At 70.8% G+C, this 15,623-nt stretch carries 13 protein-coding genes; 4 read left to right on the top strand and 9 right to left on the bottom strand.

The genetic code is table 11. The features are described from left to right. Positions 1-19: 19 nt before the first annotated feature. The 3 genes from FS770_RS05915 to FS770_RS05905 form a co-directional block, all read right to left on the bottom strand. Positions 20-1,066 carry an FGGY family carbohydrate kinase gene (locus tag FS770_RS05915; protein ID WP_244944779.1) on the bottom strand — a complete coding sequence of 349 codons (1,047 nt, stop codon included), beginning with the start codon at positions 1,064-1,066 and terminating at the stop codon, positions 20-22. Positions 1,067-1,154: 88 nt separating this feature from the next. Continuing rightward, positions 1,155-2,117 (bottom strand): sugar-binding transcriptional regulator, encoded by a 963-nt coding sequence (locus FS770_RS05910; protein WP_145010596.1) that lies wholly within the window; start codon positions 2,115-2,117, stop codon positions 1,155-1,157. Positions 2,118-2,346: 229 nt separating this feature from the next. Continuing rightward, on the bottom strand, positions 2,347-4,089 hold the full coding sequence (locus FS770_RS05905; protein WP_145010594.1) for a pyruvate dehydrogenase: 1,743 nt from the start codon (positions 4,087-4,089) through the stop codon (positions 2,347-2,349). A 191-nt stretch (positions 4,090-4,280) separates the two neighbouring features. Between FS770_RS05905 and FS770_RS05900 the strand changes: the two genes are divergently transcribed. Together FS770_RS05900 and FS770_RS05895 are read left to right on the top strand one after the other, a co-directional pair. Further along, entirely contained in the window at positions 4,281-5,549 is a 1,269-nt protein-coding gene (locus FS770_RS05900) for a C45 family autoproteolytic acyltransferase/hydrolase (RefSeq protein WP_145010591.1), read from the top strand. Positions 5,550-5,605: 56 nt separating this feature from the next. Beyond that, positions 5,606-5,863, top strand: coding sequence for a hypothetical protein (locus FS770_RS05895; RefSeq protein WP_126874776.1), 258 nt, complete (start codon positions 5,606-5,608; stop codon positions 5,861-5,863). A gap of 156 nt (positions 5,864-6,019) precedes the next feature. Here FS770_RS05895 and FS770_RS05890 read toward each other — a convergent pair whose 3' ends face one another. The 3 genes from FS770_RS05890 to FS770_RS05880 form a co-directional block, all read right to left on the bottom strand. Continuing rightward, positions 6,020-7,426 carry a class II fumarate hydratase gene (locus FS770_RS05890; protein ID WP_126874777.1) on the bottom strand — a complete coding sequence of 469 codons (1,407 nt, stop codon included), beginning with the start codon at positions 7,424-7,426 and terminating at the stop codon, positions 6,020-6,022. A gap of 271 nt (positions 7,427-7,697) precedes the next feature. Beyond that, the gene (locus FS770_RS05885; protein WP_144942382.1) at positions 7,698-8,342 is read right to left on the bottom strand and encodes a carbonic anhydrase; all 645 of its coding nucleotides are present in this window, start codon (positions 8,340-8,342) and stop codon (positions 7,698-7,700) included. 111 nt (positions 8,343-8,453) lie between these two features. Next, positions 8,454-9,179, bottom strand: a complete 726-nt coding sequence (locus FS770_RS05880; protein WP_244944778.1) for a DUF4245 domain-containing protein — start codon at positions 9,177-9,179, stop codon at positions 8,454-8,456. 131 nt (positions 9,180-9,310) lie between these two features. Here FS770_RS05880 and glpX point away from each other — a divergent pair, with 131 nt between their 5' ends. Together glpX and FS770_RS05870 are read left to right on the top strand one after the other, a co-directional pair. Continuing rightward, positions 9,311-10,321, top strand: a complete 1,011-nt coding sequence (glpX, locus tag FS770_RS05875) for a class II fructose-bisphosphatase (RefSeq protein WP_144942380.1) — start codon at positions 9,311-9,313, stop codon at positions 10,319-10,321. 137 nt (positions 10,322-10,458) lie between these two features. Beyond that, positions 10,459-11,916: a hypothetical protein gene (locus tag FS770_RS05870; RefSeq protein WP_145010588.1), complete on the top strand. Its 1,458-nt coding sequence runs from the start codon at positions 10,459-10,461 to the stop codon at positions 11,914-11,916. A gap of 12 nt (positions 11,917-11,928) precedes the next feature. On the opposite strand, the gene FS770_RS05865 is transcribed toward FS770_RS05870, so the two are convergent. From FS770_RS05865 to FS770_RS05855, 3 genes are all read right to left on the bottom strand, one after another. Further along, entirely contained in the window at positions 11,929-12,684 is a 756-nt protein-coding gene (locus FS770_RS05865; protein ID WP_144942378.1) for an SDR family NAD(P)-dependent oxidoreductase, read from the bottom strand. After that, positions 12,681-13,748: a lipid II:glycine glycyltransferase FemX gene (locus tag FS770_RS05860; RefSeq protein ID WP_145010585.1), complete on the bottom strand. Its 1,068-nt coding sequence runs from the start codon at positions 13,746-13,748 to the stop codon at positions 12,681-12,683. The genes FS770_RS05865 and FS770_RS05860 overlap by 4 nt, the downstream gene beginning before the upstream one ends. Before the next feature lie 81 nt (positions 13,749-13,829). Beyond that, the gene (locus tag FS770_RS05855) at positions 13,830-15,593 is read right to left on the bottom strand and encodes an LCP family protein (RefSeq protein ID WP_145010582.1); all 1,764 of its coding nucleotides are present in this window, start codon (positions 15,591-15,593) and stop codon (positions 13,830-13,832) included. Positions 15,594-15,623 lie beyond the last annotated feature (30 nt).

Raw genomic sequence — 15,623 nt, 5'->3', positions numbered from 1 at the left:
CGGGCGAGGTTCTCCCGGGTCAGCGAGGCGCGGTCATCCCGCCCAGGTGTCCGGTGGCTGTGGGCAGATTGGGCGTGCGCTCGCCGTCGAAGTAGGGCAGCAGCGTCAGCCCGCCCGCGTCCGAGGGACCGGACCGCGCGAGGCGGGTGAACTCCTCCAGGTCCACCCCCAGCAGATCTGCGGTGGTGGTCATGACGCGCGCGGCGTTGATCGTGCACAGCAGCGGCAGGAACCGGCCCGTGGCGTCCGCGAAGCCGGCGGTCACGGACGTCGGGTCCTGCGGCGGCTCGGGGCTGCACGCGAACACGGTTCCGGAGGTTCCCACGGACACCGCCACCTCCGCCTCGCGCAGGCCCAGGCCGAGCGCGGCGGCCGCGTTGTCCCCCGCGCCCGGGCCCACGACGACGTCGCCGCCGCACCCCCACTGCTCCCCGAGCGTCCCCGCGGCCTCACCGGGACCGAGCACCCGGGGCAGCTCGGGCACCGCACCGAAGTACTCCTCCAGCAGCTCGGGGCGGTAGCGATTGGTCGACGGGTCGAAGTAGCCCGTTCCGGAGGCGTCCGAGCGGTCCGTGACGCACTCCCCGCACAATTGCAGCGTCAGCCAGTCGTGGGGCAGCATGACGCGCGCCACGCGGGAGGCGGCCCCCGGCTCGTTCTCCGCGAGCCACGCGAGCTTGGACAGCGTCATGGACGGGACGGGTGACATGCCCACCCGTTCCATCCACCACCGGGGCCCGTGCTCCTCGAGCATGCGGGTGGCCTGGGGCGCGCTGCGGACGTCGTTCCACAGCAGCGCATCGTGTACCGGGGTGCCCTCGGCGTCCAGCGCCACCATCCCGTGCTGCTGCCCGGCCACCGAGACGGCGAGGACGTCGTCACGCTCCGGGACGCCCACCTGCCGCCACGCGGTGCGCAGCGCGCTGAGCCAGTGCGCGGGGTCCATGCTCGTGCCGTCCGGGTGAGGGGCGCTGCCGGAGGCCAGGGTGCGGCCGGTGGCCGCGTCCACCACCAGGACCTTGCAGGACTGCGTGGAGGAGTCGATGCCGACGACCGTGGGGGTCATGACGTCCTTTCGTTGGCGTGGACGGGACGGGTGCCTTGCGACGCCGGGAGGGTGAGCTGAGGTGCGTCACCGGGAGCCCCGGGGCGGGTCACTGCTCGCGGGGAGGTGCACCGCCGTGGAGGAGCCGCCCCAGCTCGTCGCGCAGAGCTGTGTCGCACACCAGGTGGTCCACGAGACCACCGCGCACCGCGGAGAGGACCGCGGGCGCGCGCTCCGCGCCGGAGGCGACCCCGATCCTGTGGCGGGCCGCGCGCAGCTGCCCCACACCCGCCGAGACGACCATTCCAGCCACGGGCGTGTCCACCTCGTGGCCGGCCTCGTCCAGCAGGTGCCCAGAGACCTCGGCCACGGCCCCGGCGTCCCGCGCGGCGCGGGCGACGTCCTCGCCGACCCGCGGCCACACGGTCGAACCCTCCGGCGACCAGTGCCCGACGGCCAGCGCCGCGCCCTCGAGAGCGTCCGCCCGGCGCAGTGTCCCCGCGACCTCGCGGGACTCCTTCAGGGACTCGGCCCGCTCCACGACCAATGGCGCCCACAGCGGCCACGCGGCGCGGCAGGCCAGGCCGACGAGCAGATGCGGCGGCTCCTCGGTGGGCGTGCCGTCAGTGCACAGCGCACCGGCGAGCTGTACGACGTCGTTGTGCGGCAGCGGCGGCAGGTGACCGACCGCGACCTGGAGCATTCGGGACCAGGAGATGCCCAGGACGGTGTCGTCCCGCAGCAGCCGGGTGACCTCCCGGGCGACGGCGCGTGCGAGGTCGTCGCGGTCGGCGGGCCAGTGGGGACTGCCCACCGTCACGAGCCGCTCCAGGCCCGCGGCCCGGGCGAGGTCCGCGTCCGCGCTCTCGAGCGGCACCGTGATCTCGATCCGCACGACCCCGGTCTCCTGCGCCTCCTGCAGCAGGGCGGCCACCTGGACGCGAGAGAGCCCGGACCTCTTGCCCAGCGAGACCTTGGAGGCGCCCTCCACGAAGTAGCCGTGCGCGAGGTTCGCGAGCAGGTGGCGACGCCGCCCGGGGTCGGTGGGCGGCCAGGGGTCCTCGGCGGTCATGGGACACCGCCTCCAATCCTGACGGGAGCGAACAGGGGCACTGCTCCCGTGATCCTATATGTTCCGGCTCACACGGCTCCCACGGCTCACACGGCTCACACGCCTTACGGCGCTCGCGGGATCCGTGGCGTTCCCGGCCTGTTGTGCGGAAACGTGAACGGGGACCCGGCGGCGGCGTGCCACCGGGTCCCCGTCCGTGTGCGCCGTTGTGCGGGCGACGGCGTCGGGCTCAGCCGCGCGGGATGTTGCGCAGGTTGGAGCGAGCCATCGACACGGCCTCGCCGGCACCGCGGTTGAGCACGATGCGGGACATGGCCGTGGCGAAGCCGAAGACCTGCTCGCTCTTGATCTTCGGGGGGATGGACAGCGCGTTGGGGTCGGTGATGACCTCCACGAGCGAGGGGCCGCGGTGCGAGAGCGCGGTGGTGAACGCCGACTCGAGATCCTTGGGCTTCTCCACGCGGATGCCCTGCAGCCCGGCGGCGCGGGCGATCGCCGCGTAGTCGGTGTGGGGGACGTCCACGCCGTAGTCCTGCAGCCCGTCCACGAGCATCTCCAGCTTGACCATGCCGAGCGTCGAGTTGTTGAAGACCACCACGGTGACCGGCAGGTCGTACGCGGCGAGCGTGAGCAACTCGCCCATGAGCATGGACAGCCCGCCGTCGCCCGAGACCGAGATCACCTGGCGGCCCGGCTCCGCCATGGACGCGCCGATCGCGTGGGGCAGGGCGTTGGCCATGGAGCCGTGCAGGTAGGAGCCCAGGACGCGGCGGGTGCCGAGCGGGTTGATGTAGCGCGCGGTCCACACGTTGCACATGCCGGTGTCAGCAGTGAACACGGCGTCCCGGGCAGCCACCTGGTCCAGCACGGACGCGGCGTACTCGGGGTGGATGGGGGTGATCTTCTCGACCTTGCGGGTGTAGGCCCCCACGGCCTTGTTCATCAGCTTGTCGTGCTTGGCGAGGGTCTTGTCCAGGAAGGAGCGGTCCTTCTTGGGCTGCAGTTCGGGCAGCAGCTTGAGGATCGTGGACTTCACGTCCCCGTACACCGGCACGGTCACGCCCGTGCGGCGTCCAATCACTGCGGGGTTGGTGTCCACCTGGATGGTGGTGACGTCCGGGAGGAACTGGTCGTACGGGAAGTCCGTGCCCAGCATGACCATGACGTCCGCGTCGTGCAGCCCCTCGGCCGCGGCGCCGTAGCCCAGCAGCCCGGTCATGCCGACGTCGAACGGGTTGTCGAACTGGATCTGGTCCTTGCCGCGCAGCGAGTGGCCGATGGGAGCGTTGAGCGTGTCCGCGAGCGCGATGACCTCGTCGTGCGCGCCAGACACGCCGATGCCCGCGAAGATCGCAACCTTCTTGGCGGAGTTCAGGGCCTCGGCCATGCGGGCGATCGTCTCGTCGGAGGGCACGATCGAGCTGGGGGCGGGAACGGAGTAGGGGCGGGCGTCGGCGGCCACGTCCGAGTCCGCGAGGTCACCGGGCAGCGTCACCACAGACACGCCCGGGCTCGTGACGGCGAACTGGATCGCGGAGGCCACCACGGAGGGCGACTGCTTGGCCGTGCTCACGAGCTCCGAGTAGACGGAGCACTCGGTGAAGATCCGGTCCGGGTGCGTCTCCTGGAAGTACCCCGAGCCGATGTACTGGGAGGGGATGTGGGAGGCGATCGCCAGCACAGGGGCACCGGAGCGGTTGGCGTCGTAGAGGCCGTTGATCAGATGCAGGTTGCCGGGACCGCACGAGCCCGCGCACACGGCGAGCTTGCCGGTCACCTGCGCCTCGGCGCTCGCGGCGAAAGCGGCGGCCTCCTCGTGGCGCACGTGGACCCAGTCGATGCCGCCCTTGGCGGACCCCCCCGAGCGGCGGACCGCATCCACGATCGGGTTCAGGCTGTCGCCCACCACGCCGTAGATGCGCTCGACGCCCGCGGCGATGAGTTGCTGGATGATCTGGTCTGCAAGTTTCACGCGTTCTCCTCGGGAGGCGGGCCGCCGCGGCCGTGCCGTGCGGCGGTAGTGGAAAAAGTCGCTGCGCGCCAGCTTAGTCCCGTTCCCGGGGGCTCCCGGAACCTATGTGGCGAACGAGACAGGCCCTGGTGGGGCCGCGCACCGTCAAGTCGGGGTTGACGCAGGGTGGAACGTCAATGTTTGCTTGACGCATGACAAAATCCGCAAAGAACGTCTCCCGCAACGACGGCTCCGCCCGCTCCGCGGGAACCACCACCGCCGTTCCGACCGCATGGGCCGGGGTCGACTGGGCTGCCATCGACTGGGCCCGTGTGGACTGGGTGCGCGCCTCCGCGCGACTCGCGACCGGCAGCCCCGGAGCCTGGGGCGATCTGCCCACCCGGGGTGCGCGCCGTCGAACGCCCGCCGCGGGCGACGTCGGCGGCGCCGAAGACCATGGAACCGAGGCGTTCGAGACCGACTGGAGCACGTGGCAGGCCCCGGCCCGCGCCTACCCGGTGACGGTCTACGGGATCCACGAGGCCACACCCGGCCCGCGCTGGAAGGCGCTCTTCGACGCCACCTGGCCCGCGTACCGCTCGTGGTACCTCACGGGTCCCGGCACCCGCCCGAGCCTCGAGGAAGCCCGTGGCAGGCTCGAGGAGCACATGCCCGAGCTGGTGCCCACATGGCGCGAGCTCGTGGCGCAGACCGGCGGTGACGGCGACGCAGCGCGCTTCCTGACCATGTGGAACCTTCCCGCCTTCGCACCGGCGTGCTCGCAGCTGGCGACGGTGGGGGAGGAGACGTCCCTGACCCGCAACTACGACTACGTGCCGGAGCTGTGGGAGGCCACGGTGTACTCGAGCGAGTTCACCGGACGCAAGGTGATCGGCACGGGCGACTGCCTGTGGGGGCTGCTGGACGGGATGAACGACGCCGGTCTGGCCGTGTCCCTCACGTTCGGCGGGCGTCCCGGCTCCGGGCCCGGCTTCGCGATCCCCCTGGTGGTCCGCTACCTGCTGGAGGTCGCGGAGACCGCTGCCCAGGCGAGGAAGCTGCTGCGCGGGCTGCCCGTGTCCATGTCCTACAACATCACCGTGGTGGACGTCAGCGGTGAGCGCTTCACCGCCTTCGTGGCCCCGGGGCAGGACACCGAGTTCTTCGACGCGTGCACCGCGACCAACCACCGCGGCAAGACCCCGGAGTACCCGCAGAAGGCCGCGCAGTTCCACTCGGTGGAGCGCCTGGAGTTCCTGGACGCATCCGCCGAGCAGGGGGTGAGCGCCGCCGAGGCGCGGGACAGCTTCCTGCGGGATCCCCTGCACCAGGACCACTACTCGGCCGGGTTCGGCACGCTGTTCACCGCCCACTACCGCCCGGACCTGGGCACGGTCGAGTACGTGTGGCCCGGTGTCTCGTGGACCCGTGGCTTCGACGACCCGGACGACACCCTTGAACTCGTGCTCGAGGGACGGTGAGTCCGGCACTCGCCCCGGTTCCCGAGATCGGGGCGGGTGGTGCCATGATGGGATCCGTGAGCAGCCACACACCCGCCCCGTCCGGCCCCGAACCCTCCGTGTCCGACCTCGAGGACGCGGCGCTGCGGGCCCTCGCGCAGCTGAGCGGCCGCGGGGATCCCGAAGCGTTCCAGGCCCTGCTGCGGATCAGCGCGGCGGCGGGTGAGCACCTGGGGGTTAGTGCCCGCTCCGTGGCGGAGGCGGCCTCGTGGTCCGCCGTGGCCGGTGCCGCCGGCACCTCGCGCCAGGCGGCGTGGTCCCGGTGGAAGACCTGACAACCCTCCGCCGACGCGGTCCCCGGACCGCAGGACCACATCACCACCGGGCCGCAGCATCACAGAACGGAACTCGGCCACCCGAAACATCGGGTGGCCGAGTTCTGCGTCTCAGGACCGGGTCCGTGCGAGCCCGGCGGGCCGCCCGGGATCAGCTCAGTAGTTGCCGGTCATCGTGGTGACGTCCAGCGCTTTGTCCAGCTGCTCCTCGGTGAGCTTCTCGCCGTCCACGTAGCCGAGCTCGATGGTGGCCTCGCGCACCGTCATCTTGTTCGCGACGGCGTGCTTGGCGATCTTTGCGGCGGCCTCGTAGCCGATCGCCTTGTTCAGCGGGGTCACGATCGAGGGGGACGCCTCGGCCAGGAACGTGCAGCGCTCCACGTTGGCCTGCAACCCGTCCACCATCTTCTCCGCGGCCACGCGGGACACGTTGGCGAGCAGGCGGATGGACTCCAACAGGTTCGCGGCCATCACGGGAATACCCACGTTCAGCTCGAACGCACCGTTGGTGGAGGACAGAGCCACGGTGGTGTCGTTGCCAATCACCTGCGCGGCCACCTGGATGGTCGCCTCGCAGATCACCGGGTTGACCTTGCCGGGCATGATCGAGGAGCCGGGCTGCAGGTCCGGGATGTGCAGCTCACCGAGACCGGTGTTGGGCCCGGAGCCCATCCAGCGGATGTCGTTCATGAACTTCATGTAGGAGTACGCAATGTTGCGCAGCTGCCCGGAGGCCTCCACCAGGCCGTCACGGTTGGCCTGCGCCTCGAAGTGGTTGCGCGCCTCGGTCAGCGGAAGGCCGGTCTCCGCGGACAGCAGCTCGATCACGCGCGCCGAGAAGCCGTCCGGGGTGTTGATGCCGGTGCCCACGGCGGTGCCGCCCAGGGGGACCTCCGCCACGCGGGGCAGGGAGGCGTCGATGCGTTCGATGCCGTAGCGCACCTGGGCCGCGTAGCCGCTGAACTCCTGGCCCAGGGTCACAGGGGTCGCGTCCATGAGGTGCGTGCGACCGGACTTCACCACGGTCTTGAACTCCTCCGCCTTCTTCTCCAGGGAGGTGGCGAGGACGTCCATGGCCGGCTTGAGGTCGTTGATCAGCGCGTTCGTCACGGCCACGTGCACGGAGGTGGGGAAGACGTCGTTGGAGGACTGCGACGCGTTGACGTGGTCGTTCGGGTGGACCTCCACTCCGGCGGACTCGAGCGCGCGGGAGGCCAGCGTGGCCAGGACCTCGTTGGTGTTCATGTTCGAGGAGGTGCCCGAACCGGTCTGGAACACGTCGATGGGGAACTCGCCGTCGTGCTCCCCTGCGGCCACGGCGTCCGCGGCGTCGCGGATGGCCTGGGCGCGCTGCGCGTCCAGCACACCCAACTCCTCGTTGGCGGTCGCGGCGGCCTTCTTCACCTGCGCGAGCGCCTTGATGTGCTCGCGCTCCAACGTGTTGCCCGAGATGGGGAAGTTCTCCACGGCGCGCTGCGTCTGCGCGCGGTAGAGGGCGTTCTTGGGAACGCGGACCTCGCCCATGGTGTCGTGCTCGATGCGGTACTCAGTGTTTTCAGCCATGTCGCCAGTTTACGGCCACCGCGCCCCTCGGCGCCCGACGAAGCGCCCCGCGATCCGGGCTCGTGACGACGTCGTGGTCAGACCCGCGACGTCGGCCGGGCACGACGTCGGGACCGGAGCCCTGGCGCTGCCGCGCCCGGTGAGGTCGGAGGGAGGTGGACGACGCCGCGCCGCCACGTGTCCTCGCGGGTCTGGTCCGTGTGCAGCAGGTCCTGGTACTCAGGACAACGGCGACGAGCAGGGATTCCCTGCTCGTCGAACGCCTGGGCGACTAGCTGATCTGGGGATCGTCGCTGTAGACCAGCTCGGCCTTGCCGTCCGCAAGGTGGTAGAACACGCCGATGACGGCGGCCTCACCGCGGGAGACAGCACCGGAGATCACGGTGGACTGGTCCAGCATGCGTGCCGCGGTCTGCTTGGTGTGCTCCACGACCATGTCCTGCAGGTCCGCGTTCCCGGAGCGCTGTGCCTGCAGGACGGACGGGGTGATGCGCTCCACCAGGTCCCTCTGGAAACCGGTGGGAAGCTCACCGGACTCCACGGAGTTCTTTGTGGCGGTCACCGCGCCGCACGAGTCGTGGCCGAGCACCATGATCAGCGGTGTGCCGAGCACGTCGATCGCGAACTCGAGGGAACCGAGCACGGCGTTGTCGATGACCTGGCCCGCAGTGCGGATCACGAAGGCGTCCCCGAGGCCCAGGTCGAAGATGATCTCCGCGGCGAGCCGGGAGTCCGAGCAGCCGAAGATCACGGCGAACGGTTTCTGCGACTCGGCGAGGCTCTCGCGGCGCTGCGCGTCCTGGTGGGGGTGCAGCTTGTCCCCGGAGATGAACCGGGAGTTGCCCTCCTGCAGGGCCCGCCAGGCCTCGGAGGGGGTGCCGGGTGCGTGGTCCACGCTGGCTGTCTCAGTGTTCACAGTGGGACTCCATGACTCGAGGAGGGGTGACGCGGCGTGATACTGCGCGCCGCCGTTACAGGGTAACCCCGCCGAGGCGCCGGGTGCCTGGGGCGACACCGGCGCGCGCACTCAGGAGCGGGAGAGCGCTTCCGCCACGAGCTGGAAGTCCGCGTCCGGGGCGTCGCCGCTGAGCACCACCGTGGAGTCCTTGAGAGTGCCCACCCACGCCGTGAACGCGTCCTGCTTGCCAGAGGCGTCCCGGTGGTGGATCTGCCAGGTGACGCCCGCGACCTCCTTCTCGTCCGTCACGGGCACCAGCTCCGTGCGCTGGGCGAGCCACGTGGGGTTCGACTCGGCGGTCTGGACCATGTCCACCAGGTGGTAGTCGGGGGAGAGGAAGCCCACGTTCCACAGCGGCACACCGTCCTGGGACTTCTCGTCCCAGCGCGCGTAGTTGGCACTCCAGCTTTCCCCGAGGTCCGGTGCGGCCGGGGTGAAGGACGCCTGGTCCGCGGCGAAGGTGGCCTCTTGGGCAACGTCCACGTGCGCCCGGTAGGGCTGGGCGTCCGGGCGGGGCTGCAGCCACAGGAACGGCAGCAGCAGGAGCAGCAGCACGAGCATGGAGATCACCATCCCGCGCACCGGGGCGTTGATCCGCGACGCCTGCTTGGTGGTGAGCTGCGGGGTGGGCTGGTCGGCGCCGGCCGTGGCCCCCGGGGTGTCTGTGGCCTCCGCGCCCGCGCTGTCCGTCGCGGCGGTGCCTGCCGCGGCGGCGTCATCGGGGGCTGCGCCGGAAGGGGACGTCGACGGCGCGGGGTGGGGATCGCGGGAGGGCCCGGAAGCAGAAGAACTCACGTCCTCCATTGTGCCGTGCCCGCGCGGACCCGCCCAACAGGACAGGCCCGGGGATATGCTGGGGGCAACCGTGGTGGCGCCCGGGCCCAGGTGGTGGTGAGGCGCACCGAAACTCGAAGGTGAGGAACAACGTGGCAGAGAACACCCAGTACGGCAGCTCGGGAAATGCAGCGGACCGCAACTTGGCGCTCGAACTGGTGCGCGTCACGGAGGCCGCGGCGATCGCGGGCGGCCACTGGGTGGGTGCCGGTGACAAGAACAGCGCGGACGGTGCGGCGGTGGACGCCATGCGTTCCTTCCTCTCCACCGTGGACTTCAACGGCACCGTGGTCATCGGCGAGGGCGAAAAGGACGAGGCCCCCATGCTGTTCAACGGCGAGCAGGTGGGTGACGGCAGGGGCCCGGCCTCGGACGTCGCGGTGGACCCCATCGACGGCACGCGCCTGACCGCGCTCGGCATGAACAACGCGCTCGCGGTGATCGCCGTGGCGGACGGCGGCTCCATGTTCGACCCCTCGGCCGTGTTCTACATGGACAAGCTCGTGGTGGGTCCGGAGGCCGCGGACATGGTGGACCTGCGACTGCCCGTGAAGCAGAACATCCACCTGGTGGCCAAGGCCAAGGGCGTGAAGCCCAACCAGGTCACCGTGTGCGTCCTGGACCGACCCCGGCACCAGGGCCTCGTGGAGGAGATCCGCGCGACCGGCGCCCGCACCCGAATGATTCTGGACGGGGACGTGGCCGGCGCGATCGCCGCGTGCCGCGAGGGCACCGGGGTGGACATCATGATGGGCATCGGCGGCACCCCGGAGGGCATCGTCACCGCGTGCGCCGTGAAGGCCACCGGTGGCGTGATCCAGGGCCGCCTGGCACCCACGGACGAGGCCGAGCGTGAGAAGGCGGCCGCCGCCGGGCTGGACGTGGACCGGATCCTCACCACGGACGAGCTCGTCACCTCCGACAACTGCTTCTTCGCCGCCACCGGCATCACGGACGGCGACCTGCTGCGCGGCGTGCGCTACCGCGGGCGCACCATCACCACCCAGTCCATCGTGATGCGCTCCCGCTCCGGCACGGTGCGCATGGTCGAGGCCGAGCACCTCGCCAAGAAGTGGGAGAAGTACGAACGCCACCAGAAGTGACCTTGACGTCCCACGACGTCGACGGCGCGTCCGCCCTTTCCGGGTGGGCGCGCCGTTCGCATGGGCGACCGGGGCGGGGCCCGCGCCCGGCTAAGCTGGGTCGCGGTGTTCATGGGCATGAGGAGAGGACAGACACCGTGACGTTGAACGTGACCCCCTGCGGGAACCGTCAGAGCTGGGACGCCCGCGTGCGAGTCACAGGCGGGCACCCGGACCTGCTGTGGGGCATCGGCGAGGCCGAGGCTCTCACCCGCGACGACGTCCGCGTGCAGCGGGTGGGGGTGGATCGCGGCAACCAGACCGTGGGGTACGGCCAGCTGCTGGTCTACCCGGAGGACCGCCACACGGTGGTGGACGCCAAGTCCCTGCACGTGAAGGACCCGCGTGACCTCGTGGCCGTGCTCGCTGCACTCCAGGAGCACTCCCGCACGGTGCACGACGCCGCGGTGCTGCGCGTCAGCCCGGACACCCACGCCACCACGGAACTCGCGGACGAGCTCGCGGAGGCCGGCTACCGCCGTCGTGACAAGCCCCGCCGCGGTGAAGCCGGCCCCCGCCACCTGGTGGTGCGCCTCGGCGAGACCGAGGGGGAGCTGTCCAAGCGCCTGTCGAGCGAGACTCTGCAGCGCTGCCGCGCGGGTCTGAGGGACTCGGGAGTGCGGGTGCGGCGCGTGAACGCCGAGGACCGGGACCTCTCCCACGTGGGCCTGCGCACCCAGCACATCCGTGAGCTGCTGCGCGCCGTGGGGGAGAACTCCGTGTTCCTGGTGGCGACCGAGCGCCCCAAGGACGGGCCCGAGAAGGCCCTGGGCTACCTGTGGTTCGTGCACACGGGCGAGGCCGCCATGATCTACCGCTTGGGCTTCACGGACCGCGCCCGGGAGCTCGGGGTGGACGACGCCCTGCTGCTCACCGGTCTCGTCCAGCTCCAGCAGCGGCTCGTGCACAAGGTGCTCGCGGGGGATCCGGACCAGGCCGGCCAGCCCATGGTGCTGCGCGAGCTCGCGACCGAGGACGTGGAGGTCCTCGGCACGTGGGAGTACCCCCTGGTGGGAGAGTTCCAGATCGCGGGCCGCGCCGAGAAGACACGGCGCCGCGTGCTCGGCCGGCGCTCCCGGCAGGACCGCCGCGAGGAGATCCTCCCGGAGCACATGAGCCCCGCAAACACCTCGGGCCCCACTCACCGGGCGGGTTCCGAGACGGACGCTGCAGGCGCGGGGCGCGACGACGCCGCGGCCGAGGTTGTCGAGACTGGGGCCGTTGACGTCGGGCTCGCCGGAGCTGGGTCCGCGGACGACGCCGTCGACGTCGCCGAGCAGGACGCCGCCCCGTCGCGCAAGGCCGCCAAGGCGGCGAAAGCCGAGAAGAGGGCAATAAAGAAGCACACCACGTCCGCCAAGAAGACTCCGTCTTCCAAAGGAGCCAAACGCGCCAGGCGCGGCAAGCGGCGGGCACAGCCAGAGTTCGGAGGCACAGACCTGGAGACCGGGACGACGGACGCCACGGCGCCCGAGACTCAGCCGGCGGCCGACGGCCTGCTGCGCCGGGCCCTCGCGGAGGGTCGCGCGGCCGTCCGGGACGCCGCCCGCTGGTGAGCCCCGTCGGGGCTACGCCCTGCCGGAGACGAGGTTCGCCACGCGAGCCGTGAAGGACTGCGGAAGCAGACCGGCGATCCGTTCGAGGCCGTGGTAGGTCCGGGGAAAGACCACCCGGGGCCGCCTTTTCTCCAGCGCGGTGAGCGTGGCGGTTACGAGGTCCTCCGGTTTCGCGGAGCGCCCGAGGTCGATGGCCGAGGCGTCCGCCACCCGGAAGAAGTCCGTGTCGACTGGCCCCGGATTCACGCTCAGCACCTGGACGCCGTGCTTGCGGGCCTCCACGCCCACGGCCAGGGTGAACCTGTCCACGAACGCCTTGGACGCGCTGTACGTGGCCATGGACGGAAGCGGCTGGAAGCCCGCCACCGAGGCCACGTTGATGATGGCACCGCTGCGGGCGACCGTCATGGACTGCAGGGCGGTGTGCGTGAGCGTCATCAGCGCCCGCACGTTCACGGTGAGCTCCTCCAGTTCACGGTCCAGGTCCAGGGCGGCGAACTCGCCGTGCGTCCCGAAGCCTGCATTGTTGACCAGAAGGTGCACGGGGTTGCGCTCCAGGACGTCCACCAGGGTGTCGATGCCGTCCTGCGTGCCCAGGTCCGCCACGACAATCTGTGCGGCACCACCGGTGGCCTCCTGTGACAACTCCGTGAGCTTCTCGGTGCTGCGCCCGGTGAGAATCAGCGCGTATCCGCGCTCGTGCAGGGCCTTCGTGAACGCCCGACCGATCCCTCCCGTGGCACCCGTGACCAGCGCGGTGCGGCTCATGCGTCGTCCTTCTTCCCGCGCGGCGTCGTCGCCCGGCTGCCCAGCCCGCCAAGGCGCTCACGCAGACTACCGGGGCGCTCCCGCAGGCTCCCGGCCCGTTCGCGCAGTGTTCCGGCGAGCGATCCGAGTCCCTCGCGGGCCGCGCGCACCCCGCTGTACGCCGTGTACCCGGCGCGGGAGACGGGAAGGTCCCAGGTGCCCGGGTAGGCGACCGGCTCACCGCCGAAGGACTTCTTGAAGGACGTGAACCCGTACCACTCGTGCTCGGGTCCTGCGCCCTCTGGTGCGGTGCCGAAGAGGTCGAACCAGGTGAGGCCCTTCTCCTTGGCGTCCATGATCATGGTGACCACCAGGGGGATGCCCGCGGAGAGCTTGCGGTGCTCCTGGTCCATGGCGGCGTGCGCGTAGGTGCGGGTGTCCGCGGAGTCGTACACGAGCGACGCCGCAATCGGCTCGCCATCGAGCTTCGCGAGGTACAGGCTCGCCGCGTCCACCGGCATCAGGGAGGCGGCGACGGCGCGCAGGTAGTCGTCCTGCTGCCGGTTGAAGTTCCGGCGCTTCGCGGTGTCGTCCAGGAACCGCAGCAGGTGCTCCACGTCAGCAGGGTCCTGCGAGCGCTCGATGCTCACGCCCTTCTTGTGAATGTTGCGGTACAGGTTGCGGTTGGTGGACTTCATGGCCTTGAGCAGGTCCTTGGAGTCCTTGCGCAGGTCGATCAGCTGGGTGTGCCCCGGCTGCACCTGGCGCGGCGCGCGCTTCATCCCACGACGGCGCAGCGAGGCCTCCGCGGTCTCGATCCCGTCCACGGTGTGCCCGTTGATCGGCTCCACGCGCACGAACCAGCAGCGGTTCGCGCGAGCCTGGGCGGTGAGGTCCGCGAGGGCGCGGTCGAAGGCCTCCGGGGAGTCCGCCTCCGGGCCGTACGGGCAGTAGAGGTAGCGGCCCGTGCGACCGCCCTCCACGGTGGCCAGGTAGCGCCATCCGGGGCCCTCGGCCTGGATCACACGGTGTCCGATGCTCTGTTGGAACTGGGCCCACTCGGGGGACTGCAGGATGTTTGCCACGGCTCCACTGTACCGATGAGGCTGTACCTGTACCTGTACCTGTACCTGTACCTGTACCGCTGCACCGATGCCCCGTGCCCGTCAGGGGACGGAGCAGGTGCCATTCGGGGACAGCGTCTCCTCGGTGGGCACCTTCAGTGCCGCCGGCACCACCGCGGTGGTCCCAATTCCGGCTCCTCCACCGGTGACAGAGCCGCCACCCGAGGTGAATCCCGCCGTTGCGGCGTTCGCCGTGCCGGAGGACGATGACGCCGCGCCGCCCGCCGCCGGAGCCGCCTGGGCGTCGTTGCCGCTGGCCTTCTCGAGCAGCTGCGCCAGGTCTGAGCGGAACTGGTCGTAGTCCGGGTAGGTGGGGAAGGACTGGTCGTAGTAGGGAGGACCCGCCGCGTACGCCTGCAGCTCGTGGTCCTTGGCCTTCGTGGCCACGGTGACCATGGAGCCGATCGAGGACTGAGGGATGTCCGTCTCGAGGATCTGCTGGCCAGAGCTCGCGAGCTCGTCGAACTTGGTGGCCACCGTGACCGGGTTCAGCTGGGCGAGCATCGCGGCCTGGACGCAGCGCTGCCGGGCCTGGCGGTCGTAGTCCGTGGCGCCCTCGCGGGAGCGGGCGTACCAGAGGGCGTGGTAACCGTCCATGTGCTGCACACCGGGCTCGATCCACCCCAGGATGGGGTTCTTCTCGCCGGTGTCAAGGTTGGTGCCACCGCCCATGGGAACCCGTCCGCCCACGTTCAGGTCGATGCCGCCGAGGGCGTCCACGAGGGACGCGAAGCCGTCCATGTCGATCAGCGCGTACGCCTGGATCTTCAGGCCCGTGACGCCCTCGGCGGCCTCCTTGGTGGCCTGTGCCCCGGGATCGGCGACGTCCGGGTAGAGGTCCTTGTGGTTCTGCATCACGTCCGTGTAGACGGCGTTCATGATGCACTCGTCCCCGCAGTTGAAGCCCTCAGGGTAGACCCCGTGCATGGGGGAGTCCTCCGGGAAGGGGACGTTCTGCAGATTGCGGGGCAGGGAGATGGTCATGGTCTGGCCGGAGGACGCGTCGATGCTGAGCACCGTCATCGAGTCCGGGCGCCTCCCCTCGCGGTCCTCGCCGGCGTCCCCGCCCATGAGCAGGATGTTGTAGCGCCCGTCCGCCGCGGAGAAGGGCATGCCCCCGCCGAAGATGCCCGAGACGGCGCCGCGCGCCACCGAGACCAGGTGAGCCGCGTATCCGAGCCCGCCGCCGGTGACGACCATGGCCAGCACAGTGGCGACGACGACGCCGCGCCGGGCACTGTCCCCCAGCAGCCCGGGGCGGATGGTGCGCAGTGTGTCGAACCACAGCAGCACCCAGCCGACTGCCAGTGCCACGAGCCCGTACATCAGCAGGGCAGAGGTCACGGAATTGGTCAGCAGCCACACCAGGGCGGTGCGCCACACGAACCACAGCAGCACGGCGAGCACGACCAGCGCCCAGACCACCGCGGTGATCCTTACGGCGATCCGTCCGATCAGCCGCTTGCCCGCCACGAGCTGGGCGGAGCCGGGCACCAGCAGCGTGGCGCCGAGCAGCCACCAGGCCCGCTTCGTGCGGGTGGCGGGTGCGGCGAAACGCGGACTGCGCAGGGGCTCGCCCACCCGGGTGCGGGCGCGGCGCGGACCGTCCTCGGGATCGCGGACGGCCGAGGCACCCTCGGCAGGGAGGTCCTGCGCGGCGTCGTCGGGGAACGCACCGTCCGGGTGTGCGCCACCGACGTGCGCGCCGTCGAGGTGGGCGCCGCGGGCCGGGGGCACCTCGTCGTAGGCGCGTGTGGCCGAGGGGAGGGGACGGCCGTCCTCCGGGTGGTCGGTTGATCCGTTCACGTGCAACTCCGTGCTGAAGGGGAAGTCGGT

It is taken from the genome of Kocuria salsicia (assembly GCF_007681555.1).
GTDB lineage: Bacteria > Actinomycetota > Actinomycetes > Actinomycetales > Micrococcaceae > Kocuria > Kocuria salsicia.
This window is presented reverse-complemented; position numbering and strand designations above follow the sequence as displayed.